A 23,500-nucleotide genomic window follows, 5' to 3' on the forward strand; every position below is an offset into this window, starting at 1 on the left:
AACCACTAGAACGGAGTTCGGTAGCGATGCGATTCGGACTGTTGCTCAACGAACCCAAAGAGCCGGACGTGCTCGGCAAGCTGCGGGAGCGCATCGCCCGCGCGGCCGACGACGGCTTCTCCTCCGCCTGGATGTCCCACGTCTTCGGCCTCGACGCGCTGACCGCGCTCGCCGTGGCCGGAAACCAGGTGCCCGGGATCGAACTCGGCACCGCCGTCGTCCCGACCTACCCGCGCCACCCGGCGGCCCTCGCCCAGCAGGCGCTCACGGTCAACGCCGCCCTCGACGGGCGGCTCACGCTCGGCATCGGGCTCTCGCACCAGCTGGTGATCGAGAGCATGTACGGCATCGGCTTCGAGCGGCCCGCCCGGCACATGCGCGAGTACCTGTCGATCCTGATGCCGCTGGTACGCGGGGAGAACGCGTCCTTCCAGGGGGAGACCCTCACCGGACAGCTCGGGCTGAGCACACCGGGACCGAGGGACATGCCCGTGCTCATCGCCGCGCTGGCCCCCAGGATGCTTAGGCTGGCCGGGGAGATGGCCGACGGCACCGTGCTGTGGATGACCGGTCCCAGGACCGTGGCCGAGCATGTGGCGCCCGCCGTCACCGAGGCCGCGCGGGCCGCGGGGCGCCCCGAGCCGAGGATCGTGTGCGCGCTGCCCATCTGCGTCACCGACGACGCCGAGGCGGCCAGGGCGCTGGCCGCGGAGCGGTTCGAGATCTACGGCCAGCTGCCGTCCTACCGGGCGATGCTGGATCGGGAGGGGGCCGCGGGCCCAGCCGACGTGGCGATCGTCGGAGACGAGGACGAGGTGTCGGCGCGGATCGAGGCGCTCGCCAAGGCGGGGGTCACCGACTTCGTCGCCGCCGAGTACTCTCCCGGCACCCGGACGAGGGAGTTCCTCAAGAGCCTTCTCTGACGCGTCGCCCCCGCACCCGCCCCGCTCAGACGCCGAAGGCGCTCAGGGCCGCCCAGGCCGTGCCGGCACCGGTCACGGCACCGGCGGCGACCTGGGCGGGGGTGTGGTGGCTGAGCCGGACCCGCGCCCAGCACACCGTCGCCACCACCAGCGCGCCCACGACCAGGGTGGGCGCCGCGGGCAGCACGTGGGCCAGCACCACCACGGTGCCCGCGGACACGGCCGCGTGGAAGGAGATCTTCCACTTGAGAGTGATCGGGACCGTCACCGCGAGCGCGGCCAGCATCGCGGTGACCGTGGCCACCAGCAGACGCGGCGCGCCGAGGGAGATCAGCAGCACCAGCGCGACGACCACCGCCGCGACCGCCACCAGCAACGGCCTGGTCCGGCTCGCCCGGTCGACCAGATGGTGGGAGTCCAGGCGTCCGGAACGGACCCCGGCCAGGATCACCAGGGCGGGAATGCCGCCGCACAGGGCCGAGGCCACCAGGCCCCATGCCCCGCCCCGCCACCCGTCGGCCACCAGGCCGACGACCGGGGGCAGCCCGATGACCAGCACCTGCGGCGCGAACAGCCCCGTCACCCACCGGGCCGCCGCCGTCGCGCCGCTCCCGTCGTCCGCCATCTCCTGACCGGTCATCTGCATCCTTCCAGCGCCAGACCCTCGGCCCCGAGATCCGGGCAGGAGGCCGGAGGCGCCCGCATCGGGGTGAGGTCCGTGAAGGCCACCCTGCCAGCCGGGAGACCCGGGGACGAGCATCCGCGGGCCCCACGGCCTCCGGCACGCCCCCGCGAGCGCGGCGGCGTGCCGGTGATCAGTCGTTGGCGTGCAGGATGCTGTTGAGCTCCACGCCCGTCCCCTGGCGGGGCACGACCTCGACGGCTCCCGAGGTGGAGTTGCGGCGGAACAGCAGGCCGGAGGCGCCGGAGAGCTCGGCCGCCTTGACCACCTGCCCCTCGGGCAGGGCCACCTTGGTCCCGGCGGTGACGTAGAGGCCCGCCTCCACGACGCAGTCGTCACCGAGGGAGATGCCGATGCCGCTGTTGGCGCCCAGCAGGCAGCGCTGCCCGATGGAGATGACCTGCTTGCCGCCGCCGGACAGGGTGCCCATGATCGAGGCGCCGCCGCCGACGTCGGAGCCGTCGCCCACGACGACGCCCGCCGAGATACGGCCCTCGACCATGGAGCCGCCGAGCGTCCCGGCGTTGAAGTTGACGAAACCCTCGTGCATCACGGTCGTGCCGCTCGCCAGGTGCGCGCCGAGACGGACCCGGTCGGCCTCGGCGATCCGGACGCCGCCGGGCACCACGTAGTCGACCATCCTGGGGAACTTGTCCACGCCGTAGACGGTCACCTGGCCGCGGGCGCGCAGGCGGAGCCGTACCCGCTCGAAGCCCTCGACGGCGCACGGGCCGTGGTTGGTCCACACCACGTTGGCGAGCAGGCCGAATACCCCGTCCAGGTTCAGGCCGTGCGGCTGGACGAGGCGTGCCGACAGCAGGTGCAGGCGCAGGTAGACGTCGTAGGTGTCGGCCGGGGCCTCTGACAGCTTGGTGATCTGAGTCCGCACCGCGACCACCTCCACGCCGCGGTCCTCGTCCACGCCGAGCAGCGCGGCGACCTCGGAGCCGAGCTCCTGGGCGGCCTCCTGCGCGCTCAGCCGCCTGGTGCCCGGAGCGGAGGGCTCGCCCAGCTGCGGGGACGGGAACCACGTGTCGAGCACGGTCCCGCCGGAAGTTATGGTCGCGATGCCGGTCGCGTACGCGCCGGAGATCTGAGCTGCTGCGTTCACACCGACCAAGCCTAGCCAAAGCGGTCGCAACGGCAGTATGCCGAGGGAGCGTCGGGCGTGTGCCCGCGGTGCCCACCGGTTAGCGTGGCCGCCATGCTGCGGGGGATCGACGTGTCGAACTGGCAGGGCGCCGTCAACTGGGGCGCGCAGGCGAAGGGCGGGGTCTCCTTCGCCTTCGCCAAGGCGAGCGAGGGGAGCACCTTCACCGACAAGTGGTTCGGCACCAACTGGAACGGCATGCGCGAGAGCTGGATCGTCTGCGGCGCCTATCACTTCGCCCGCCCCGCGGGCGACCCCGAGGTGCAGGCGGTGCACTTCCTGAAGATCGTGCAGCGGGCCGGAGGGCTGCGCAGGGGCGATCTGCTCGCCCTCGACCTGGAGACCAACGACCACCTGCCCGCAGCCAGGGTGGCGCGGTTCGCCCGCAGCTGGTGTCAGGCGATCATCGCGCTGGCCGGGGTGAAGCCGGTGGTCTACACGTTCCAGGCGTTCGCGCAGAGCGGCAACTGCGCCGGGCTGGAGACCTACCCGCTGTGGATCGCCGCGCCCGACGCGCCCCGGGGCAGGCCGCAGGTGCCCAGTCCGTGGCGGAGGTGGACCATTCACCAGCACTCGCACAAGCCGCTGGATCGCAACGTCTTTCGCGGGACCCGGGCCGAGCTGACCTCGCTGGGCTACCGCCGGAGCCGCGACGCCTGAGAAATCGCGTCGCCGACACCGGTAGCATCGATTTCAGACCATCCATCGACGTCTCCCAGGGAGCAACCGTGTCGGCCGTGCCAGAACTTCGTATCACCCTCGCCGGAGCCGCGCGTGTGGTGGCGGGAGGCACGACGTACGGGGAGGCGCTGGAGGCGGACGGCCGCTCCGTGGTCGCCGCCCGCGTGGGCGGCGAGCTGAAGGACCTCGCGGCCCCGGTGGCCGAGGGCGACGTGATCGAGCCGGTCGAGGCGGCCAGCCCCGACGGGCGCGCCATCGTCCGCCACTCCACCGCGCACGTCATGGCCCAGGCCGTTCAGGAGATCTTCCCCGAGGCCAGGCTGGGCATCGGCCCGCCGGTCGAGAACGGTTTCTACTACGACTTCGACGTCAAGAACCCCTTCACCCCCGACGACCTCAAGCGCATCGAGAAGCGCATGCGCGAGATCGTCAAGCAGGGCCAGCTCTTCTCCCGCAGGCCCGTCTCCGACGACCAGGCGGCCGAGGAACTCGCCGCCGAGCCGTACAAGCTGGAGCTGATCGGCCTCAAGGGCGGGGCCGCCGACGAGGAGAGCGTCGAGGTGGGCGGTGCCGAGCTCACCATCTACGACAACCTCGACCCCAAGACCGGCGAGCTGTGCTGGAAGGACCTGTGCCGCGGCCCCCACGTGCCGACCACCCGGTCCATCCCGGCGTTCAAGCTGATGCGCACCGGCGGCGCCTACTGGCGGGGCAGCGAGAAGAACCCGCAGCTCCAGCGGATCTACGGCACCGCCTGGGAGTCGCGCGAGAAGCAGGACGAGTACCTCCACCTGCTGGAGGAGGCCGAGAAGCGGGATCACCGCAGGCTGGGCGCCGAGCTCGACCTGTTCTCCTTCCCCGACGAGCTGGGCTCCGGCCTGCCGGTCTTCCACCCCAAGGGCGGCGTGATCCGCCGCGTCATGGAGGACTACTCACGCAAGCGGCACGAGGAGGCGGGCTACTCCTTCGTCAACACCCCGCACATCACCAAGAGCAAGCTCTACGAGATCTCCGGCCACCTCGACTGGTACAAGGACGGGATGTTCCCGGCCATGGAGCTGGAGGGGGCGGAGTACTACCTCAAGCCGATGAACTGCCCGATGCACAACCTGATCTTCAGGTCTCGCGGGCGTTCCTACCGGGAGCTGCCGCTGCGGCTGTTCGAGTTCGGCACGGTCTACCGCTACGAGAAGTCCGGCGTCATCCACGGCCTGACCCGCGTGCGCGGCATGACGCAGGACGACGCGCACATCTACTGCACTCACGAGCAGATGCGCGACGAGCTCAAGTCGCTGCTGCGCTTCGTGCTCGACCTGCTCCGCGACTACGGGCTCGACGACTTCTACCTGGAGCTGTCGACCAAGGACCCGGAGAAGTTCGTCGGCCCCGACGAGGTGTGGGAGGAGGCGACCGAGACGCTGCGCGAGGTCGCCGAGTCCGAGAAGCTGGAGCTCGTCCTCGACCCCGGGGGCGCCGCCTTCTACGGTCCGAAGATCTCCGTTCAGGCCCGCGACGCCATCGGCCGCACCTGGCAGATGTCGACCATCCAGCTGGACTTCAACCTGCCCGAGCTCTTCGAGCTCGAGTACCAGGCCGCGGACGGCACCCGGCAGCGTCCCGTCAAGATCCACCGGGCGCTGTTCGGCTCGATCGAGCGCTTCTTCGGCGTCCTGGTCGAGCACTACGCGGGCGCGTTCCCCCCCTGGCTCGCGCCGGTCCAGGTGGTCGGCATCCCGATCGCCGAGGCGCACGTGCCCTACCTTCAGGACGTCGCCAAGAAGGCTCGCGAGCGGGGCATCAGGATCGAGGTCGACGCCTCCGACGACCGGATGCAGAAGAAGATCCGCAACGCGCAGAAGTCCAAGGTGCCCTTCATGCTCCTGGCGGGCGACGACGACATCGCCAACGGCGCCGTCTCCTTCCGCTTCCGCAACGGCGAGCAGAAGAACGGGGTCCCGGTCGACGAGGCGATCACCGAGATCGTCGACGCGATCGAGCGCCGTCTCCAGGTCTGAGCCTTCTCCGAGGCTCCGGGTCCGGCTTCCCCTCGGGGGGCCGGACCCGTTCCTTTGACGGGGCCTGGCCCCCACATGGGGGCCAGGCCCCGTCAGGTGTCCCTAGTCGTGCTTCGCGGGCTCGGCGGGTGCCTCGGGCCGGATCTCGCCCGGCAGGCGGACGTCCTCCACGTCGACGTTGACCTCGACGACCCGCATGCCGAGCATCCGGCTGATGGTCCGGGCCACGTTGGTCTTCACCTCGTTGGCCACGTCCATCACCACGTGCCCGTACTCCGCCACGATCGACACGTCCACCGCGGCCGTACGGTCCTGCACATGGGCGCTGACGCCCCGGGGGCCGCGCCTGGCACCGATGCCGGCCCGCTCACGCACCGGCTCCACCGCGTGGGCGGTTTCGCCTCCCAACTCGGCGACGCCCGTGACCTCAAGGGTGGCGAGGGCCGCGACCTTCTCCACCACCTCGTCCGCCACCTTGATCCGGCCCTTCACCACGGCCGAGGACACCGGGGTGACCGGGGCCGGGGGAGTCAGCGGAGAGACGGGAGACACGGTCGCCGTCACGGCGGGGGAAGGGGAGGGCACCTCGTCCGGTGCCGGGATGATCGTCTCGACCACCGCCAGGACGGGCTCGCTCGTGGAGGATGCCGGCGGCTCCGTGTCGGCGGACAGGGACAGGCTGAGGGAGAACGGGCGGGTGGGCCTGCCACCGGTCTCGGCGGGAGACACGGTCTCCTCGGTCGGCTCCTCGACGGAGACGTCGGTCATGGGTACTCCTCGGCTGTCGGTGGTCTTGCTGGGGGATTCTGCCGGAAATTTGCGGCATTCGTCCGTTAATACGGTGAGATATAGATCGGGATCCCGTCCGGCCGCCGGATACCGGCCGGTTCCGGTGCCCCGGCGGGGGAGGCGCCAGACCGCGGGAATCGGCTTGGCAATATGCTGGCGACCATGAGCAACGAGCCGGAGGCGCAGTACGGAGCGGGAACACCGGACGCGTTCCAGAGACTCTGGACTCCGCACCGGATGGCCTACATCAAGGGGGCCAGCAAACCGACGGGTTCGGGCCCCGAGGACGGCTGCCCGTTCTGCGAGATCCCCCAGATGAGCGACGAGGACGGCCTGATCGTCGCCCGGGGTGACGCGGTCTTCGCGCTGCTCAACCTCTACCCGTACAACTCCGGCCATCTGATGGTCTGCCCCTACCGCCACGTGCCGGACTACGCGGACCTGGACGAGACCGAGACCACCGAGCTCGCCGACTTCACCAAACGGGCGCTGGTCGCCCTGCGCAAGGCCAGCGGCGCGCAGGGTTTCAACGTGGGCATGAACCTGGGCGGTGTGGCGGGCGCCGGGATCGCCGCCCACCTTCACCAGCACGTGGTGCCCCGCTGGGGCGGCGACACCAACTTCATGCCCGTCGTCGGCCAGACCAGGGTGCTTCCTCAGTTGCTGCGTGACACAAGGGAACTGCTCGCCGGCTCCTGGCCCGCCTCGTCGTAGCGCGAGGCTCCGCCCAAGGTCCTGATGCCCACCGACAGGGTCAGCGGCACGGCGAGCGCCAGTGCCATGGAGAGCACCGCGGCACCCGAGTCGTTGACCAGCATGCCGATCACCCCGCTGACCAGGGTGCCGATCAACCCGGCCCGCAGCGCGGGGGAGTGCGCGAACGCGGCGGGCAGCACCCCCGCGGTCGCCTGCTCCGGCCGTAGCAGCGCGTAGACGAGGAACGCCGTCGCGGCGATCACGACCGGCATCAGGTTGGGGCTGAGCAGCGTGCCCAGCATCGCGCCGAGCTTGCGGCCGATCACCTCGGTGGCCTCGCCGGTGAGCACCTGGCCGACGAAGCGCCCCAGGTGCGTCTGGAAAGCAGGCGGGCGCAGGTAGTCGAGGTAGGCGATGCCCATCACGGTGACGCCGCCCGCCACGCAGAACGCGCCCAGCTTGACGATCGAGACCCGCCTGCCCGCGATCAGCAGCGCGGTCACCGCGATCCCCGGTACGAACGCGATCACGCCGCCGAAGTCGCTGCCCACGCCCGGCCAGCCGCCCAGGATCATCGCGAAGCCGCCCAGCACCGCCACGGCGGTGACCGCCGCACCCGTGTGGCCTCCGCGCGTCAGCCGGTGCGCGATCGTGGCGGTCAGCAGCAGCACCGAGGTGGCGAAGAGCGCGAACGGGATGTTGCCCAGGCCGTAGTAGCGGGCCCCGACCACGGCGCTGTAGCCCATCACGCTGTTGAGCTGCAGGGTCGTCCCGGTCAGCAGGTCGCCCGCGAGCACCGCCGCGGTCACCCCCGCCACCACCGCCGGTGGTCCGAGCGGTGCGCGCCGCCATGGCCCCGCCAGCGCCAGCGTGGCCAGCAGCAGGGTGCATCCGGCGATCCCGCCGACCAGCGCGAGCAGCGGCGTGCGCGCGTCCTGCCAGGGGGTGAGGTTCACCAGGTACGTCGAGGCGGGCACCGAGGCCAGTGCCACCGCGGCCACGCGCATGCGCCTCAGCCCGCGCCCGCGGCGCAACAGCAGGAACGCGGTCAGGTAGAAGGCGACCTGCAACACGGCGACCGAGGTGAAGAAGACGCCGCCCACGTTCCTGATCGTCTGCCCGGCCACGTCGGCCCTCTCCAGGTCGGCCCGTGCGGCCTCGGTGGTGCCGGCCCGCCTCTCGCTCGCCTGCCAGGGGAGCCCGACCATGCCCGGCGGTGCCTCGACGCCGGTCAGGGAGAGCAGCGTCGCGGTGACGTCCGGCAGGATCGTGATGTCGTCGCGGTGGGTGGAGGCCGCTCCCAGGAAGCGGCCGGAGAGGTCTCCGTCGCGCATCATGGCAACCCGAAGGTGCGGGTCGGCGCCGTGGTCGGACAGGCCCGCCAGCAGCACGCGCGCATCCTTGGGCAGCACGCTCAGCACCGCTCCGGCCTTGGCGTCGGCCAGGCGCAGCGCCGCCGCCCGCTGCTGCGGGGTGAGCCGCTCCTCGACCTTGGGCAGCCGTCCGCCGGTGATGTAGGGCCTGATCAGATCGTCGACGTCGACGGCGATCACACGGCACCTGGTGAGCACGTCCGAGCGGATCTGCGCGGGGGAGGGAGCGTACACGTCGACCCTGCCCGATCTGTCGGCCAGTGCCAGCGCGGCCCCCGGGCCGATCGCCAGCGTGCACTCCCCGGCGGCGTGCACGGCCTCGCCGAGGGCGCCCGCGTTACGCTGCCCGGCGACGTCGCGCAGGTATCCGTAGCCGGGGATGACGGCGCCCGTCTTGTCGGCCTCGGGCAGCGGGGGGAGCCCGCAGCCGTAGCCGACCGCGGACCTCACCCCGGCCGAGATCGTCAGCCAGCCGTCATAGGGACAGGTCACCCGGCCCACCGCGCGGACCGACAGCGAGCCGATCGCGCTCTGCGTGGCCAGCCGCCACAGATTCGGGGTGCCGCCGGGGCTGAGGTCGCTCCACTGCAGGCCAGGAATGCCGATCAGCACCACCCGTCCGTCCACCCGCGTGGCGGACTGCGCGACACCTGGCCACAGCAATCCCAGGACCAGCGCAAACGCGAAAAGCGTCCGCTTCACCGACGACCTCCCCTTTAGCTTCTGCCAGGTGCTCGCACCGTAGGGGAAGATCGTGTCACGGGTCCAGCGAATCCGGGGGTGGCCGGGGGCGCGGCGAGTCCGGAGGCAGGCCGCGGGGTACCCGGGCGCTCACCGCCGCGCCCTGCCCGTCCCACGGCGCGCCCACGCCCGCACGGACGCGTGTCCGAGAGGGCGTGGGCGTGTCCGGTCAGCTCCCGGTGGGGGCGCTCTCGTTCTGCAGGCGGTCCAGGGCGGTGACCAGGTAGGTGCCGCCGCCGGTCGTGGTGAAGGTCTGGCGGTCGCCGTCCACCGCGGGCACGACCGCGACCAGGTTGCGGGCGTCGGCGGTGGCGCACTCGCCTGGCTTGCCGGAGGCGATCCGGTAGACCGCGTACGAGCGGGCCTCCGGGGAGCTCTTCCAACTGAGCGAGGTGCCCTGGAGTCGCAGGTCCGCGGGCTTGGCCGGGGCCTGCCCGCCGCGGTCCTTGATCAGCGGCAGCAGCGCCGGGCGCGGGTAGTGGCTCTTGACGATGCGGTCCAGCACGCCCAGAGGGTCGGTGGACAGCTGCTTGGCGCTGAAGTAGACGTCGCCGGAGACCTGCTTGTTCTTGCGGTTCTGAGTGAGGTGGGAGGGCAACTCGCCGGGCCTGGTCCAGGCGGGGGTGTCGGTGGCGCCGACCCGGTACAGGGCCTGGCCGATGTAGAGGTGCACGTCGGTGCCCTTGACCTCGTTCGCCCACCAAGGCATCAGCACGTCGTAGTCGGCGGCCTTGAAGCCGCGCGGCCAGTAGAGCTGCGGTATGACGTAGTCGACGGTGCCCTTGCGGATCCAGTGGCGGGCATCGGCGTAGATGGAGTCGTACGCCGACATGCCGCCGGTGGCCGAGCCGGTGGGATCCTCGGACTTGTTGCGCCAGATCCCGAACGGGCTGACGCCGAACTTCACGCTGTTCCTGACCTCGTGCACCGCCCTGTCGACCTGCGCGATCAGTTTGTTGACGTTGGCGCGGCGCCAGTCGGCGAGCTTGGCGCCCTTGCCGTACTTGGCGAAGGCGGCGTCGTCGGCGAACCTCGCGTTCCCGGAGGGATAGGGGTAGAAGTAGTCGTCGAAGTGGACCCCGTCGACGTCGTAGCGGGTCACCACGTCCTTGACGACCTTGGTGACGTGGTCGCGGACCGCGGGCAGGCCGGGGTTGTAGTAGGCCTGGCCGCCGTGCTTGACGATCCACTCGGGGTGGACCCGGGCGGGGTGGTTCGCGGGCAGCCTGGACAGGTCGCCGTCGGGGGAGGCGCGGTAGGGGTTGAACCACGCGTGGAACTCCAGGCCGCGCCGATGGGCCTCGGCGATGAGGAAGGGCAGCGGGTCCCAGCCGGGGTCCTTGCCCGCGGTGCCGGTCAGATACTGCGACCACGGCTCCAGGTTCGACCTGTACAGCGCGTCGGAGGCCGGGCGGACCTGGACGAACACCGCGTTGAACCGCCGCTTGACCGCGTTGTCGAGGATCCTGACGTACTCCGCCTGCTGCCGGGCGGCGGACAGACCGGTCCGCGAGGGCCAGTCGATGTTCTTGACCGTGGCGATCCACACCCCGCGCAACTGCCGCTTGGGGTATCTCACATCCACCGGGCACTGTGCCGAGGTGGAGGTCGTCGCTCCCGCCGTTTCGGCCGAGACCGCCGAGCTCTTGGCGCCCTTGGGCCGGGCCGGCGCGGTGTCGGGGCCGAAGGTGTATGCGGCACCCGTGGTCAGAACGGCGAGGGCGGCAGCGGCCAGAAGAGGGCGTCCGTTTCGCATGGTTCCCAAGTCTGGCACCTGGACCGGTGTGCTCTGGCCGGAAAAAAGAAATCGTTTCGTGATGACTTTGTTATGCGAGTGCGTGCTGGGAGGCGTGTGTCCGATGGGGTGTGCCCACCGGGTGGCGACCTGCCGCCGGGCACACGCCTCATCGCCCGATCAGCCGGTGACCTTCTCCACCAGATGTGACGGAAGCGGCTCGTAGCGCAGGAAGACCCGCTGGAACGTCCCCGTGCCGTGTGACATGGATCTCAGGTCGATGGAGTACCGGGTGATCTCCAGCTCGGGCACCTCGGCCCTGACCAGGGTACGTCCCACCCCCACCGGCTCCGTGCCGAGCACGCGGCCCCTGCGCGAGGACAGGTCGGACATCACCGCGCCCACGTGCTCGTCGGAGACCAGCACGGACACCTCGTCGACAGGTTCGAGCAGCAGCGTGGGCACCTTGGTCGCGGCCTCCTTCAGCGCGAGCGCCCCGGCGATCTGGAAGGCCATGTCGGAGGAGTCGACCGAGTGGGCCTTGCCGTCGTACAGCGTCACCCGCACGTCCACCATGGGGTAGCCGGCGAGGACCCCGCGCTGCATCTGGGTGCGTACGCCCTTCTCCACCGAGGGGATGAACTGGCGCGGCACCACGCCGCCAACGATCTTGTCCACGAACTCGAAGCCGCCGCCGGACGGCAGGGGCTCGACCTCCAGGTGGCAGACGGCGAACTGGCCGTGGCCGCCGGTCTGCTTGACGTTGCGGCCCAGGGCCTGGCAGCGGCCGCCGAAGGTCTCCCTGAGCGGCACCCGCAGCTCGATCCTCTCCACCTCCACACCGTGCCGCCTGCTCAGCCGCTCCAGCAGCACGTCGGTGTGGGCCTCGCCCATACACCACAGCACGAGCTGGCGGGTCTCGGGGTTGTGCTCCAGCCGGAGTGTCGGGTCCTCGGCGACCAGCCGCTGCAGCGCCTGGCTCAGCTTGTCGTCATCCGCCTTGGACTTGGGCTGGATCGCCACCGGCAGCAGCGGCTCCGGCATCGTCCAGGCCTTCATCAGCAGCGGGTTCTCCCGGTCCGACAGGGTGTCGCCGGTCTCCGCGCGCGACAGTTTGGCCACCGCCGCGATGTCCCCGGCCACGCACTTGGCGGTCGTCCGCTGGAGCTTGCCCAGCGGCGAGGAGAGCGCCCCGATGCGCTCGTCCACGTCGTGGTCCTCATGCCCGCGGTCGGCCAGGCCGTGCCCCGAGACGTGCACCGTCATGTCGGGGCGCAGCGTGCCGGAGAAGACCCGCACCAGGCTGATCCGGCCCACGTACGGATCGCTGGTCGTCTTGACGATCTCCGCGACCAGCGGCCCGTCGGGGTCACAGGTGATGCCGGCGACGGGCCGGCCGTCGATCGAGGTGATCTCCGGCATCGGGTGCTCGGGTGGCGATGGGAAGCCCTGGGTGATGAGCTCCAGGACCTCCAGCGCGCCCACGCCGGTCCCCGCGGCCAGCACCGGGTAGAAGCCGCCGCGCGCGACGGCCTTCTCCAGGTCCCCGACGAGGGCCTTGGTGTCGATCTCCTCGCCGGAGAGGTAACGGTCCATCAGGGACTCGTCCTCGCTCTCCTGGATGATGCCCTCGATCAGGGTGCCCCGGTAGATCTCGATCTGGTCGGCGTAGGCCGGGCCCGGGGAGTTCTCCGTCCTGGTGCCGGTCGCGTAGTTGTAGAACTTCTGGCTCAGCAGCCCGATCAGGCCGTTCACCCTGCCGTTGGTCACCACCGGCAGGTACAGCGGCGAGACGCCGTCGCCGAAGGCCTCCTGGCAGGCGGCGAGGACGTCCTCGAAGTTCGCCCGCTGGTGGTCGATCTTGGTGATCACGACCGCGCGGGGCATCCCGACCGCCGCGCACTCCTCCCAGAGCATCCTGGTCAGGCCGTCCACGCCCTCGACGGCCGAGACGACGAACAGCGCCGCGTCGGCCGCGCGCAACCCGGCACGCAGGTCGCCGGCGAAGTCGGCGTAGCCGGGCGTGTCCAGCAGGTTGATCTTGATGTCGTTGTGGATCACGGGGGCCACGGTGAGATTCACCGAGCGCTGCTGGCGCACCTCGACCTCGTCGAAGTCGCTGGCCGTCGTGCCGTCCTCGACCCGGCCGGGCCGCTGGATGGTCTTGGTCGCGGCCAGCAACGCCTCCACGAGCGTTGTCTTCCCGGCACCGGAATGGCCGACCAGCACGACGTTTCTTATCTTGTCCGGCTGATCGACCGTGGGTGCCCTCCCCGCGGCTCCCGCTGTTCCGCCGGTTGCTCTCTCCGCCACATCGCCTCCCGCGTCGTTGCCGAAGGGGCGCGGCCTGGTGGGGCCACACCCCCGCCGATCCGCTGCCGCGTCCATACACCGCATGGACGCGGTGTGTTCACCAAATACCCATGTGGCGAATATCACAAGAGGGGTGGGGCGATCCTATTGCGAGCGGGAAGTCTGATCGCTAGGTGTCCGAGCCTCCTCCGGAGAGCCCTCGCCACGACGGCAACGCCTTGTCACACGGCTCGCCGATGCGCGCTCGCAGGCCGGGTGGCCTACGATCGGAGCGCGATGCTGAAACTTCTGCGCCCCGCCGTCACCCGAGTCTTGACCCCGCTGGGCAGGGCACTCACCCGCCGCGGGATCAGCCCCAACGTGGTCACCGCGGTGGGCACGCTCGGCACCGTCGCCGCCGCGCTGTTCTTCTACCCCAGGGGCCAGCTGTTCGTGGGCACGATGGTGATCACCTTCTTCGTGCTGGCCGACCTCCTCGACGGGGTCATGGCCAGGATGACGGGCGCGGGAAGCACCTGGGGCGCCTTCCTCGACTCCACGCTCGACAGGGTCGGCGACGCGGGAATCTTCTCCGGGCTGGTGTTCTGGTTCATCGTGAGCGATCAGCGGACGCTGGCGGGGGTCGCGCTGTTCTGCCTCGTCGCCGGAGCGGTGGTGTCCTACGTCAAGGCCAGGGCGGAGGCATTGGGCATGACGTGCGACGTCGGTCTCGCCGAGCGGCCGGAGCGCCTGGTGGTGGGTCTGGTCTCGGCCGGACTCGGCGGCCTCGGTGTGCCGTACATCCTGGCCGCGGGGCTCTGGCTGCTCGCCGCGGCCAGCGCGGTCACGGTCGGCCAGCGCCTGCTGCACGTGCGCCGGCAGGCCGTCTCCACCTCGCCCCGGCCCCTCCGCTGATCGGAAAATCGATGACAGACAAGCCCTCCCCCCAGGACCGTCTCGTCGCGGCCGCGTTCGGCGCCGGATGGACGATCGTGCCCCGCCTGCCCGAGCGGCTCACCGCCTGGGCCTTTCGCGCCGCCGCCGACCGGCTGTGGAGGCACCGGGGAAAGTCGGTGCTCAGGCTGGAGGCCAACCTCGCCAGGGTCAAGGGCGCCTCGCCGGGCGACCCGGCGATCCGGGAGCTCAGCCGCGACGGCATGCGCTCCTACTTCCGCTACTTCCACGAGGTTTTCCGGCTGCCCTCGATCCCCGTCGCCGAACTCGTCTCCCGGATGCACGTGATCGGGGCGGAGCCCGTCTACGACAACCTCGCCGCGGGGCGCGGCGTGGTCCTCGCCCTGCCGCACATGGGCAACTGGGACCAGGCGGGCGCCTGGTTCGCCGGGACGGGACATCCCTTCACCACGGTCGCCGAGCGGCTCAAACCCGAGTCGCTGTTCCATCGCTACACCGCCTTCCGCGAGGGGCTGGGCATGGAGGTGCTGCCGCTCACCGGTGGTGACGGTCACACCTTCGGCACCCTGGCGCAGCGCCTGCGCGCCGGGCTCCCGGTCGCCCTGCCCGCCGAACGCGACCTGACCGCGAACGGTGTCGAGGTGCAGTTCTTCGGCTCGGCCACGCGGATGCCCGCCGGCCCCGGCCTGCTGGCCGTGCACACCGGGGCCGCCCTCATCCCGACGATCCCCTACTTCCAGGGGACCGGCTGGGGCCTGCAGTTCCACGAGGAGATCGCGGTCCCGGCCGAGGGCACCAGGAAGGAGAAGGTGGCCGTCGTCACGCAGAGCCTCGCGGGCGTCTTCGAGAAGGGCATCGCCGAGCACCCCGAGGACTGGCACATGCTCCAGCGCCTCTGGCTCGAGGACCTGGAGCCCAGGGGATGAGGATCGGCATCGTCTGCCCCTACACCTGGGACGTGCCGGGCGGAGTCCAGGTGCACATCCGCGATCTCGCGGAGGCGCTCATGGAGGAGGGCCACCACGTCTCGGTGATCGCCCCCGCCGCGGACAACGCCCCGCTGCCCCCGTACGTGACCTCGGCGGGCCGCGCGATTCCGGTGCCCTTCAACGGGTCGGTGGCCAGGCTGTCGTTCGGGTTCCTGTCGGCGAACCGGGTGCGCCGCTGGGTGCGCGAGGGCGCCTTCGACGTGCTGCACGTGCACGAACCGGCCATCCCCTCGCTGGGACTGCTCGCCTGCTGGGTGGCCAGGGGGCCGATCGTGGCCACCTTCCACGCCTCGTACGGTAACTCCCGGTCCTTCTCGGTCACGGCCTCGGTGCTGATGAGCGCGCTGGAGAAGATCACCGGCCGGATCGCCGTGTCCGACGCGGCCAGGAAGACCCTGGTCGAGTTCATGGGCGGCGACGCCGTGCTCATCCCCAACGGGGTGACGGTCGGCCGCTACGCCGAGGGCGAGCCGCTGCCCGGCTGGGACGAGGGCGAGGTGATCGGCTTTCTCGGCAGGATGGACGAGCCGCGCAAGGGCCTGCCGGTGCTGCTGGAGGCATTCGTCCTGCTGGCCGCCGAGCGGCCGGCGCTGCGCCTGCTCCTGGCCGGGCCGGGTGACGCCGCCGAGGTGCTGGAGCGCGTCCCGGCCGCCCTCCACGACCGGATCGGCCTGCTCGGCATGGTCAGCGAGGAGGACAAGGTGCGTGCCTACCACACGGTCGACGTCTTCTGCGCACCCAACCTGGGGGGTGAGAGCTTCGGCATCGTGCTGACCGAGGCGATGTCGGCCGGCGCGGCGATCCTGGCGAGCGACATCCCGGCCTTCCGCAAGGTGCTCGACGACGGCCAGGCGGGAGCGCTGTTCGAGACGGGCGACGCCACCTCGCTCGCCCGCCGGGCCGCCGAGCTGCTCGACGACCCCGTGCGCCGGGCCAAGCTGTCGCAGGAGGCCCGCGCCGCCGTGCGGAAGTACGACTGGTCGACGGTCGCCCGTGACGTCCTGCGGGTCTACGAGACGGTGGCGAGTACGGCCGGGGTCGAGGAGGACGCCGAGGGCACGGTGGCGAGCAGGGCCTGGGCCGAGGGGAACGACACGCTGTGACGACCACGCTGATCCTGGTGGTGGGCGCGATCGTGGTGCTCTGCGCCGTCTACATCTCCTGGCGGGCGGGCAGGCTCGACCGGCTGCACATCCGGCTGGAGCTGGCCCGTGAGTCCCTGGACGCCGCCCTGGTGCGGCGGACCGCCGTCAGCCTGGAGCTGGCCGCCTCCCGGCTGCTGGACCCGGCGACGAGCCTGGTGCTGGCCGCGGCCGCCCACGAGGCCCGTACGGCGGGCCCCGAGGAGCGTGAGCACGCCGAGAGCGACCTGTCGCGCACCCTGCGAGCCGTCGTCGACCAGGAGCGCTTCCGTGACCGGCTGGCCGACACTCCGGCAGGTTCCGACCTGCTGGAGGAGTTGGGGGCCGCGGTGGCCAAGGTCCTCTACTCCCGCCGGTTCTACAACAACGCGGTGGGCGTGACCCGCGCGGCGCAACGCCGCTGGCTGGCCCGCACGCTGCGGCTGGCCGGGTACACCGAGTATCCGGGCTTCTTCGAGATCGACGATGCGCCGCCGAAGGCCCTGGCCGCCGAATAAGCCGCACATAAACTGGAGTAACTGACAAGTCGGACACCGGTAGGCTCTTGGCGGTTCGTGGCCGAGTGGCTAAGTGGCTGACTTGAGGAGATGAATCGTGCGGGTTTCTCGGATGATCGCCGTCACGCTGGCGGGAGTCGCGGTTCTCGCGCCGGTCGCGGCCTGTTCCTCCGACAAGCCCGCGTCGGCGGGCAATCCGGTGGCCGGTGAGCCGAGCGCGGAGCCGACCCCCACGCCCGAGCCGACGCACCCCTTCACCGGCCTGCCGGGCGCGGCCCGCAGGCCGGTGCTCGCGGCGAAGATCGAGAACACCTCGGCGGGCAAGCCGCAGCTCGGCCTCAAAAGCGCGGACATCGTCTACATCGAGCAGGTCGAGGCGGGCCTGACCCGGCTGATGGCGATCTTCTCCTCGAAGATCCCGGCCAAGATCGGCCCGGTCCGCAGCGCCCGCATCTCCGACCTGCACATCGTCCCGCAGTTCGGCAGGCCCGCCTTCGCCTACTCGGGCGCGCAGACCAAGATGCTCCCCTTCATCGCCGAGGCGCCGCTGTTCGACGTCTCCGACAGCCGGGCGCCGGGCGCCTACTTCCGCCAGGAAGGACGCTTCGCCCCCTACAACCTGTTCGCCAACACCAGGCAGCTGCTGAGCGAGGCGCCCAAGGCGAGCAGGGCCAAGGACATCGGATTCACCTTCGGCGACGCCCCCGAGGGCGGCGTGCCGCGGAAGGCGTACAGCGTGAAGTACCCGGCGGCCCGTTTCACCTTCGCCTGGTCGCAGGCGGCGGGCAAGTGGCTGATCTGGCAGGACGGCAAGAAGGACATGGCGGCCGAGGGCGGCCAGCTCGGCGCGCCCACGATCGTCGTGCAGTACACCAAGACGGAGCGCTCGGAGTTTCACGACAAGAACCAGAGCTACACGCCGCTGGTGCACAGCACGGGCAAGGGCAGGGCGATCGTGCTCCGCGACGGGCAGGCGTTCAAGGCCCGCTGGTCACGGGAGACGGAGAAGGACGGCACTGTCTTCACCACGGAGGCGGGTGAGCCGATGAACTTCGCCCCCGGTCAGGTCTGGATCGCACTGGCCTCCGCCAAACCCGTCATTCCCTGACGCGCAAGTCCTACATCATGTTCAAGAGGATCTTCTAAGAACGACAAGACGGCGTGTAGGGGGCATCCTGCCCAGCGCCTACGATGGAAGCGTAGTGGCCGTCCAGCGCGGGCGGCCCGTGATCCGCAGCCGTCGTGAGGTAGAGACCGTGTCCAGCAGCACGCCCGAAGTCAGCGATACCACCGTCACCGGAACCGCCCGGGTCAAGCGCGGCATGGCAGAGATGCTCAAGGGCGGCGTCATCATGGACGTCGTCAACGCCGAGCAAGCCAAGATCGCCGAAGACGCCGGTGCCGTGGCCGTCATGGCCCTCGAACGGGTACCCGCCGACATCCGCGCCCAGGGCGGTGTCTCCAGGATGAGCGACCCCGACATGATCGACGGCATCATCGCCGCCGTCTCGATCCCGGTCATGGCCAAGGCCCGCATCGGCCACTTCGTCGAGGCTCGGGTGCTCCAGTCGCTTGGCGTCGACTACATCGACGAGTCCGAGGTGCTCACCCCGGCCGACTACGCCAACCACATCGACAAGTGGCAGTTCACGGTGCCCTTCGTCTGTGGCGCGACCAACCTGGGCGAGGCGCTGCGCCGCATCACCGAGGGCGCGGCGATGATCCGTTCCAAGGGCGAGGCGGGCACCGGCGACGTCTCCAACGCCACCACCCACATGCGCAAGATCAGGGGCGAGATCAAGCGCCTGACCTCGCTGCCCGCCGACGAGCTCTATGTCGCGGCCAAGGAGCTCCAGGCGCCGTACGAGCTGGTCGCCGAGGTCGCCAAGACCGGCAAGCTGCCGGTGGTGCTGTTCACCGCCGGTGGCATCGCCACCCCGGCCGACGCCGCGATGATGATGCAGCTCGGCGCCGAGGGCGTGTTCGTCGGCTCGGGCATCTTCAAGTCCGGCAACCCCGCCGAGCGCGCCGCCGCGATCGTCAAGGCCACCACCTTCCACGACGACCCCGACGTCATCGCGAAGGTCTCCCGCGGTCTGGGCGAGGCCATGGTCGGCATCAACGTCGACGACATCCCGGCCCCGCACCGGCTGGCCGAGCGCGGCTGGTAGCGGAACTCAGGGAAACCGGCGGAGAGGCGGCCTCCTTGAGGGAGGCCGCCTCTTCGGCGCTAGAAGGGCCCTCCAGGAAGGCCCAGGGCTGGTTATGAACCAGTTTGGGGTGATCCGTGGGGTGGCCATACCCTGAAAGGGACGTTTCTTTTCCAGGGGAAGGACCATCGGTGACCATCGTCCCGACGATCGGCGTGTTCGCGCTCCAAGGCGACGTGCGCGAGCACGTGCGCTCGCTGGAGGCGGTGGGTGCCAGAGCGGTCGCCGTACGGCGCCCCCACGAACTGGAGGCGGTCGACGGCCTCGTCATCCCGGGCGGCGAGTCCACCACGATGTGGAAGCTCGCCGAGACCTTTGAGCTGCTCGAACCGCTCCGGATGCGGATCAAGGCCGGGATGCCCGCCTATGGCTCCTGCGCCGGCATGATCATGCTGGCGGACCGGATCGAGGGCGGCGTCGAGGGCCAGCAGACGATCGGCGGCATCGACATGGTCGTTCGGCGCAACGCCTTCGGCCGCCAGGTCGACTCCTTCGAGGCCGACATCGACTTCGCCGGCCGCGGTGCCATGCGGGCGGTCTTCATCCGCGCACCCTGGGTGGAATCCGTGGGTTCGGGGGTCGAAGTGCTGGCGTTGGCCGAACCTGGAGATAGGATCGTCGCGGTCCGTCAAGGACCGCTGCTCGCCACATCCTTCCACCCGGAGATTACCGGGGATGTTGGTGTGCATTCATATTTCGCTGAGATGGTGAGGGAGCTCTAGGGGATGTCCGGCCACTCCAAATGGGCGACGACGAAGCACAAGAAGGCGGCGCTTGATTCCAAGCGCGGCAAGCTGTTCGCCAAGCTCATCAAGAACATCGAGGTCGCGGCACGGACGGGCGGCCCCGATCCGGACGGCAACCCGACGCTGTACGACGCCATCACCAAGGCGCGCAAGAGCTCGGTTCCGATCGACAACATCGAGCGCGCCCGCAAGCGCGGCGGCGGCCTGGAGGCCGGCGGCGCCGACTGGCAGACCATCATGTACGAGGGCTACGCCCCCGGCGGCGTCGCGGTGCTGATCGAGTGCCTCACCGACAACCGCAACCGGGCGGCTTCCGAGGTCCGTGTCGCGCTGACCCGCAACGGTGGCTCGCTGGCCGACCCGGGCTCGGTGTCCTACATGTTCAACCGCAAGGGCGTCGTGCTCGTCCCCAAGGGCGAGCTGGGTGAGGACGACGTGCTGACCGCGGTCCTCGACGCGGGCGCCGAGGAGGTCAACGACCTGGGCGACCAGTTCGAGGTCGTCTCCGAGGCCACCGACCTCGTCCCGGTCCGCAAGGCCCTGCAGGAGGCCGGGATCGACTACGACTCGGCCGAGTCCGGCTTCATGCCGACGATGAACGTCCCGCTCGACGAGGACGGCGCCCGCAAGGTCTTCAGGCTGATCGACGCCCTTGAGGACAGTGACGACGTGCAGAACGTCTGGGCCAACTTCGACGTCTCCGACGAGGTCATGGAGAAGCTCGACGCGTGATCTCGCGCTTCGGCGTCCCCGCCGCGGAACCCCGGGCGGTGACCGCCTTCACCGTGCCCCGCGTGCTCGATCGCCGCTGACACTTCCCGCGGGCCCCGCGAGGGCCGTGCGCGACGTGCTCTCAGGCGGTAGAGTCTGGCACCGAACAGGTGTTCGGCGAGCGGAGGCGTGCCGGTGCGGTTGCCCGAACTGCGGGTCATGGGGGTCGATCCCGGGCTTACCCGATGCGGGCTCGGCGCCGTCGAGGGGAGGCCGGGCGCGCCGCTGAGCCTGGTCAAGGTCGGAGTGGTCCGCACCCCCGCCGACGACGAGATCGGCGCCCGGCTGGTGGCGATCGAGACCGGCATAGAGCAGTGGCTCGACGAGCTCGAACCCGACGCGGTGGCCGTGGAGCGGGTCTTCGCCCAGCACAACCTCAGGACCGTGATGGGCACCGCGCAGGCCTCCGCCGTGGCGATCCTGTGCGCCTCCCGCAGGGGGCTGCCGGTCGCCCTGCACACGCCGTCCGAGGTCAAGGCGGCGATCACCGGCAGCGGCACGGCCGACAAGCAGCAGGTCGGCACGATGGTGACCCGGCTGCTGCGGCTGGACGCCATGCCCAAGCCCGCCGACGCCGCCGACGCGCTCGCCCTCGCGATCTGCCACGTGTGGCGGGGCGGAGCCCAGAGCAGGCTGGCCGAGGCCGCCGCGAAGGCCGCGAGCGGCCCCGGCACGAGCGCGGCGGCCTACTTCCGCGGCCGGGGCAGGGCCGGATACCCGAGAGGAACCACGAAGTGATCGCCTCGGTACGAGGACAGGTGACCGCGATCGCCCCCGACGGGGCGGTCGTCGAGGTGGGCGGGGTGGGAGTGCTCGTGCACTGCACGCCGGGCACGCTGGCGACGCTCAGAACGGGCGAGGAGGCCCGGCTGGCCACCTCGCTGGTGGTCCGCGAGGAGTCGCTGACGCTGTTCGGCTTCGCCACCGACGACGAGCGCGGGATCTTCGAGATGCTGCAGACGGCCAGCGGGGTCGGACCCAAGGTCGCACTGGCGATGCTGGCCGTGCACACCCCCAACGCGCTCAGGATGGCCGTGGCCACCGCCGACGTCAAGGCGCTGACCAGGGTCCCCGGGGTGGGCCCGAAGGGCGCCCAGCGGATCATCGTCGACCTCAAGGGCAAGCTCGGCACGCCTGAGGAGGCGGTCAACGCCGCGCTCAACGGCCGCGCCGCCGTGCCCGCCTGGCGCGATCAGGTCCACTCCGGCCTGGTCGGCCTGGGTTACTCGGTACGGGACGCGGACGAGGCGGTCGCCGCCGTCGCGCCCCGGGCCGACGCCGAACTGGCCGAGGGCCGCACCCCGCAGGTGGCGGCGCTGCTCAAGGCGGCACTCGGCGCGCTGAGCACGCGATGAGAGGTGCGACGGGGAGAAGGCGGCGGGGAGAGCGCGGGCGCCTCCGCCGTACGGTGAGCAGAGGTGGGGCGGCGTGAGTTTCGAACGGGATCTGGTGTCGCCGGACGCCGAGGGCGACGAGAGGAACATCGAGGCGGCGCTGCGGCCCAAGCGGCTGGAGGAGTTCATCGGGCAGGCACGGGTGCGCGAGCAGCTGTCCCTGGTGCTGCAGAGCGCGCTGCGGCGCAACCGGCCGCCGGACCACGTGCTGATGAGCGGCGGTCCCGGGCTGGGCAAGACGACCCTCTCCATGATCATCGCGACCGAGCTCTCCGTGCCGCTCCGGATCACCTCGGGGCCCGCGCTCGAGCGGGCCGGTGACCTCGCGGCGATCCTGTCGACCCTCTCGGAGGGCGAGGTGCTGTTCATCGACGAGATCCACCGCATGGCCAGGCCCGCCGAGGAGATGCTCTACCTCGCGATGGAGGACTTCCGCGTCGACATCGTGGTGGGCAAGGGGCCGGGGGCGACCGCGATCCCGCTGGAGATCGCCCCGTTCACCCTGGTCGGGGCCACCACCAGGGCCGGCATGCTCCCCGCGCCGCTGCGTGACCGCTTCGGCTTCGTCGCGCACATGGACTTCTACGGGGTCGCCGAGCTGGAGCAGGTGCTGCACCGCTCCTCGCGCCTGCTGGGCGTGACGCTGCCGGGCGACGCCGCCACCGAGATCGCTGGCCGCTCGCGGGGCACGCCCCGCATCGCCAACCGCCTGCTGCGCAGGGTCCGCGACTTCGCCGAGGTGCGCGCGGAAGGCGTCATCACCAGGGACGTCGCCTCCGCCGCGCTCAACCTCTACGAGGTCGACGCCGAGGGGCTCGACAGGCTCGACCGGGCGGTGCTCGGAGCGCTGCTGCGCAAGTTCGGCGGCGGCCCGGTGGGGCTGTCGACGCTGGCGGTCGCGGTGGGGGAGGAGCCGGAGACGGTCGAGGTGGTCGCCGAGCCGTTCCTGGTGCGGCAGGGTCTGCTGGCCCGCACCCCCCGTGGCCGGGTCGCGACCGCCGCGGCCTGGACCCATCTGGGGCTGGTGCCCCCGCCGGACGCCTTCGGCGCCTCGTTCCTCATCGATCTTGGGGATGATGCTGAGCAAATCTAGCGTTGTGCATCGGTAGGGGAGACGTACAAGCTTGATCACAGATGGATGACAACTGTATCGAAATGGGAACTTCCCTGCGTGCCGGATCGTGACTTCGTTGCCGCGCTTCTAACAACTCGCCTAAACTCCGAGCCTTGGCTGGCTGTGTAGGCTGACGTGCTGAGCGGCGTGGTCGTATATGACGTCCGGTTTCACGCCGGTCATTCTCAAGAGAGGGAGCGGCCCTGTGGGCGGCAACTATTCAAGCCTGATCATGATCGCTCTCATGGTCGTGGTCTTCTACTTCCTGCTGATCCGACCGCAGCGCAAGCGGCAGCAGGAGCAGGTCAAGATGCAGAACAGCCTTACGCCGGGCACCGGTGTCATGACCACGACGGGTCTTTTCGGGACCGTGGTGGCCATCGACGCCGACGACGTGATCCTGGAGATCGCCCCCGGTGTGGAGACTCGCTGGGTGAAGGCGGCGATCGGCCGCGTCCTGGTTCCCGTCGACGATGTGGAGGAGGATGTCAAGGCCGTCGACCACGACGTCGCGGAGACCACCGAGCAGCAGAGCGAAGAGCGCGACTCGGCGAGCAAGAAACTGTGAATAGGTTCACCACCAATCCCCTATAACCGAAAGTCGACCAGTGGCCCGACCGACCAGCGGCCAGAGCAGACCGGGGC

At 70.5% G+C, this 23,500-nt stretch carries 22 protein-coding genes; 16 read left to right on the plus strand and 6 right to left on the minus strand.

Annotation, left to right across the window (positions count from 1 at the left end):
* Positions 1-26 precede the first annotated feature (26 nt).
* Positions 27-923 (plus strand): LLM class F420-dependent oxidoreductase, encoded by an 897-nt coding sequence (locus ABT061_RS37865; RefSeq protein WP_350927239.1) that lies wholly within the window; start codon positions 27-29, stop codon positions 921-923.
* Positions 924-948: 25 nt separating this feature from the next.
* Here the strand turns inward: ABT061_RS37865 and ABT061_RS37870 are convergent, their stop codons facing one another.
* Both ABT061_RS37870 and dapD read right to left on the minus strand, forming a co-directional pair.
* Positions 949-1,563 carry a phosphatase PAP2 family protein gene (locus ABT061_RS37870; protein ID WP_350927241.1) on the minus strand — a complete coding sequence of 205 codons (615 nt, stop codon included), beginning with the start codon at positions 1,561-1,563 and terminating at the stop codon, positions 949-951.
* 175 nt (positions 1,564-1,738) lie between these two features.
* Complete coding sequence (gene dapD / locus ABT061_RS37875; protein ID WP_350927243.1) at positions 1,739-2,716, minus strand: 2,3,4,5-tetrahydropyridine-2,6-dicarboxylate N-succinyltransferase; 978 nt, start codon at positions 2,714-2,716, stop codon at positions 1,739-1,741.
* 93 nt (positions 2,717-2,809) lie between these two features.
* On the opposite strand from dapD, the gene ABT061_RS37880 reads away from it, so the two are divergent.
* Positions 2,810-3,415 carry a glycoside hydrolase family 25 protein gene (locus ABT061_RS37880; RefSeq protein WP_350927245.1) on the plus strand — a complete coding sequence of 202 codons (606 nt, stop codon included), beginning with the start codon at positions 2,810-2,812 and terminating at the stop codon, positions 3,413-3,415.
* Positions 3,416-3,483: 68 nt separating this feature from the next.
* Positions 3,484-5,451, plus strand: coding sequence for a threonine--tRNA ligase (thrS, locus tag ABT061_RS37885; protein ID WP_350927247.1), 1,968 nt, complete (start codon positions 3,484-3,486; stop codon positions 5,449-5,451).
* A 102-nt stretch (positions 5,452-5,553) separates the two neighbouring features.
* On the opposite strand, the gene ABT061_RS37890 is transcribed toward thrS, so the two are convergent.
* The gene (locus ABT061_RS37890; protein ID WP_350927249.1) at positions 5,554-6,219 is read right to left on the minus strand and encodes an Asp23/Gls24 family envelope stress response protein; all 666 of its coding nucleotides are present in this window, start codon (positions 6,217-6,219) and stop codon (positions 5,554-5,556) included.
* 183 nt (positions 6,220-6,402) lie between these two features.
* Between ABT061_RS37890 and ABT061_RS37895 the strand changes: the two genes are divergently transcribed.
* On the plus strand, positions 6,403-6,954 hold the full coding sequence (locus ABT061_RS37895; protein ID WP_350927251.1) for an HIT family protein: 552 nt from the start codon (positions 6,403-6,405) through the stop codon (positions 6,952-6,954).
* Here ABT061_RS37895 and ABT061_RS37900 read toward each other — a convergent pair.
* From ABT061_RS37900 to ABT061_RS37910, 3 genes are all read right to left on the minus strand, one after another.
* On the minus strand, positions 6,897-9,011 hold the full coding sequence (locus tag ABT061_RS37900) for a hypothetical protein (RefSeq protein ID WP_350927253.1): 2,115 nt from the start codon (positions 9,009-9,011) through the stop codon (positions 6,897-6,899). The genes ABT061_RS37895 and ABT061_RS37900 overlap by 58 nt on opposite strands.
* Positions 9,012-9,219: 208 nt before the next feature.
* On the minus strand, positions 9,220-10,806 hold the full coding sequence (locus ABT061_RS37905) for a glycoside hydrolase family 10-like protein (RefSeq protein WP_350927255.1): 1,587 nt from the start codon (positions 10,804-10,806) through the stop codon (positions 9,220-9,222).
* A 159-nt stretch (positions 10,807-10,965) separates the two neighbouring features.
* Positions 10,966-13,098 carry an elongation factor G-like protein EF-G2 gene (locus ABT061_RS37910; RefSeq protein ID WP_350927257.1) on the minus strand — a complete coding sequence of 711 codons (2,133 nt, stop codon included), beginning with the start codon at positions 13,096-13,098 and terminating at the stop codon, positions 10,966-10,968.
* A 276-nt stretch (positions 13,099-13,374) separates the two neighbouring features.
* Between ABT061_RS37910 and pgsA the strand changes: the two genes are divergently transcribed.
* From pgsA to yajC, 12 genes are all read left to right on the plus strand, one after another.
* Complete coding sequence (pgsA, locus tag ABT061_RS37915) at positions 13,375-13,992, plus strand: phosphatidylinositol phosphate synthase (RefSeq protein WP_350927259.1); 618 nt, start codon at positions 13,375-13,377, stop codon at positions 13,990-13,992.
* Between the two features lie 11 nt (positions 13,993-14,003).
* On the plus strand, positions 14,004-14,918 hold the full coding sequence (locus ABT061_RS37920) for a phosphatidylinositol mannoside acyltransferase (RefSeq protein ID WP_350927261.1): 915 nt from the start codon (positions 14,004-14,006) through the stop codon (positions 14,916-14,918).
* Entirely contained in the window at positions 14,915-16,084 is a 1,170-nt protein-coding gene (locus tag ABT061_RS37925) for a glycosyltransferase family 4 protein (RefSeq protein WP_350927262.1), read from the plus strand. Before ABT061_RS37920 ends, ABT061_RS37925 begins: the two co-directional genes overlap by 4 nt.
* Entirely contained in the window at positions 16,081-16,620 is a 540-nt protein-coding gene (locus tag ABT061_RS37930) for a LemA family protein (protein WP_350927264.1), read from the plus strand. Before ABT061_RS37925 ends, ABT061_RS37930 begins: the two co-directional genes overlap by 4 nt.
* 97 nt (positions 16,621-16,717) lie before the next feature.
* Complete coding sequence (locus tag ABT061_RS37935) at positions 16,718-17,728, plus strand: DUF3048 domain-containing protein (protein WP_350927266.1); 1,011 nt, start codon at positions 16,718-16,720, stop codon at positions 17,726-17,728.
* Between the two features lie 148 nt (positions 17,729-17,876).
* The gene (gene pdxS / locus ABT061_RS37940) at positions 17,877-18,791 is read left to right on the plus strand and encodes a pyridoxal 5'-phosphate synthase lyase subunit PdxS (protein ID WP_030919964.1); all 915 of its coding nucleotides are present in this window, start codon (positions 17,877-17,879) and stop codon (positions 18,789-18,791) included.
* 170 nt (positions 18,792-18,961) lie between these two features.
* Positions 18,962-19,552, plus strand: a complete 591-nt coding sequence (gene pdxT, locus ABT061_RS37945) for a pyridoxal 5'-phosphate synthase glutaminase subunit PdxT (protein WP_350927268.1) — start codon at positions 18,962-18,964, stop codon at positions 19,550-19,552.
* A gap of 3 nt (positions 19,553-19,555) precedes the next feature.
* Positions 19,556-20,308 carry a YebC/PmpR family DNA-binding transcriptional regulator gene (locus ABT061_RS37950; protein WP_326638806.1) on the plus strand — a complete coding sequence of 251 codons (753 nt, stop codon included), beginning with the start codon at positions 19,556-19,558 and terminating at the stop codon, positions 20,306-20,308.
* 189 nt (positions 20,309-20,497) lie between these two features.
* A complete protein-coding gene (gene ruvC / locus ABT061_RS37955) occupies positions 20,498-21,085 on the plus strand; it encodes a crossover junction endodeoxyribonuclease RuvC (protein WP_350927351.1) in 588 nt (195 codons plus the stop codon).
* Complete coding sequence (ruvA, locus tag ABT061_RS37960; protein ID WP_350927270.1) at positions 21,082-21,702, plus strand: Holliday junction branch migration protein RuvA; 621 nt, start codon at positions 21,082-21,084, stop codon at positions 21,700-21,702. The genes ruvC and ruvA overlap by 4 nt, the downstream gene beginning before the upstream one ends.
* A gap of 73 nt (positions 21,703-21,775) precedes the next feature.
* A complete protein-coding gene (gene ruvB / locus ABT061_RS37965; protein WP_350927272.1) occupies positions 21,776-22,834 on the plus strand; it encodes a Holliday junction branch migration DNA helicase RuvB in 1,059 nt (352 codons plus the stop codon).
* A gap of 226 nt (positions 22,835-23,060) precedes the next feature.
* On the plus strand, positions 23,061-23,423 hold the full coding sequence (gene yajC, locus ABT061_RS37970) for a preprotein translocase subunit YajC (protein ID WP_350927274.1): 363 nt from the start codon (positions 23,061-23,063) through the stop codon (positions 23,421-23,423).
* Positions 23,424-23,500: the final 77 nt, after the last annotated feature.

The organism is Streptosporangium sp. NPDC002544 (assembly GCF_040295965.1).
In the GTDB taxonomy this organism is placed as follows: Bacteria; Actinomycetota; Actinomycetes; order Streptosporangiales; family Streptosporangiaceae; genus Streptosporangium.

Coding starts and splice junctions, on each gene's coding strand:
- ABT061_RS37865 (WP_350927239.1), top strand. CDS start 27: ATGCGATTCGGACTGTTGCTCAACGAACCCAAAGAGCCGGACGTGCTC.
- ABT061_RS37870 (WP_350927241.1), bottom strand. CDS start 1,563: ATGACCGGTCAGGAGATGGCGGACGACGGGAGCGGCGCGACGGCGGCG.
- ABT061_RS37880 (WP_350927245.1), top strand. CDS start 2,810: ATGCTGCGGGGGATCGACGTGTCGAACTGGCAGGGCGCCGTCAACTGG.
- ABT061_RS37890 (WP_350927249.1), bottom strand. CDS start 6,219: ATGACCGACGTCTCCGTCGAGGAGCCGACCGAGGAGACCGTGTCTCCC.
- ABT061_RS37895 (WP_350927251.1), top strand. CDS start 6,403: ATGAGCAACGAGCCGGAGGCGCAGTACGGAGCGGGAACACCGGACGCG.
- ABT061_RS37905 (WP_350927255.1), bottom strand. CDS start 10,806: ATGCGAAACGGACGCCCTCTTCTGGCCGCTGCCGCCCTCGCCGTTCTG.
- pgsA (WP_350927259.1), top strand. CDS start 13,375: ATGCTGAAACTTCTGCGCCCCGCCGTCACCCGAGTCTTGACCCCGCTG.
- ABT061_RS37920 (WP_350927261.1), top strand. CDS start 14,004: ATGACAGACAAGCCCTCCCCCCAGGACCGTCTCGTCGCGGCCGCGTTC.
- ABT061_RS37925 (WP_350927262.1), top strand. CDS start 14,915: ATGAGGATCGGCATCGTCTGCCCCTACACCTGGGACGTGCCGGGCGGA.
- ABT061_RS37950 (WP_326638806.1), top strand. CDS start 19,556: ATGTCCGGCCACTCCAAATGGGCGACGACGAAGCACAAGAAGGCGGCG.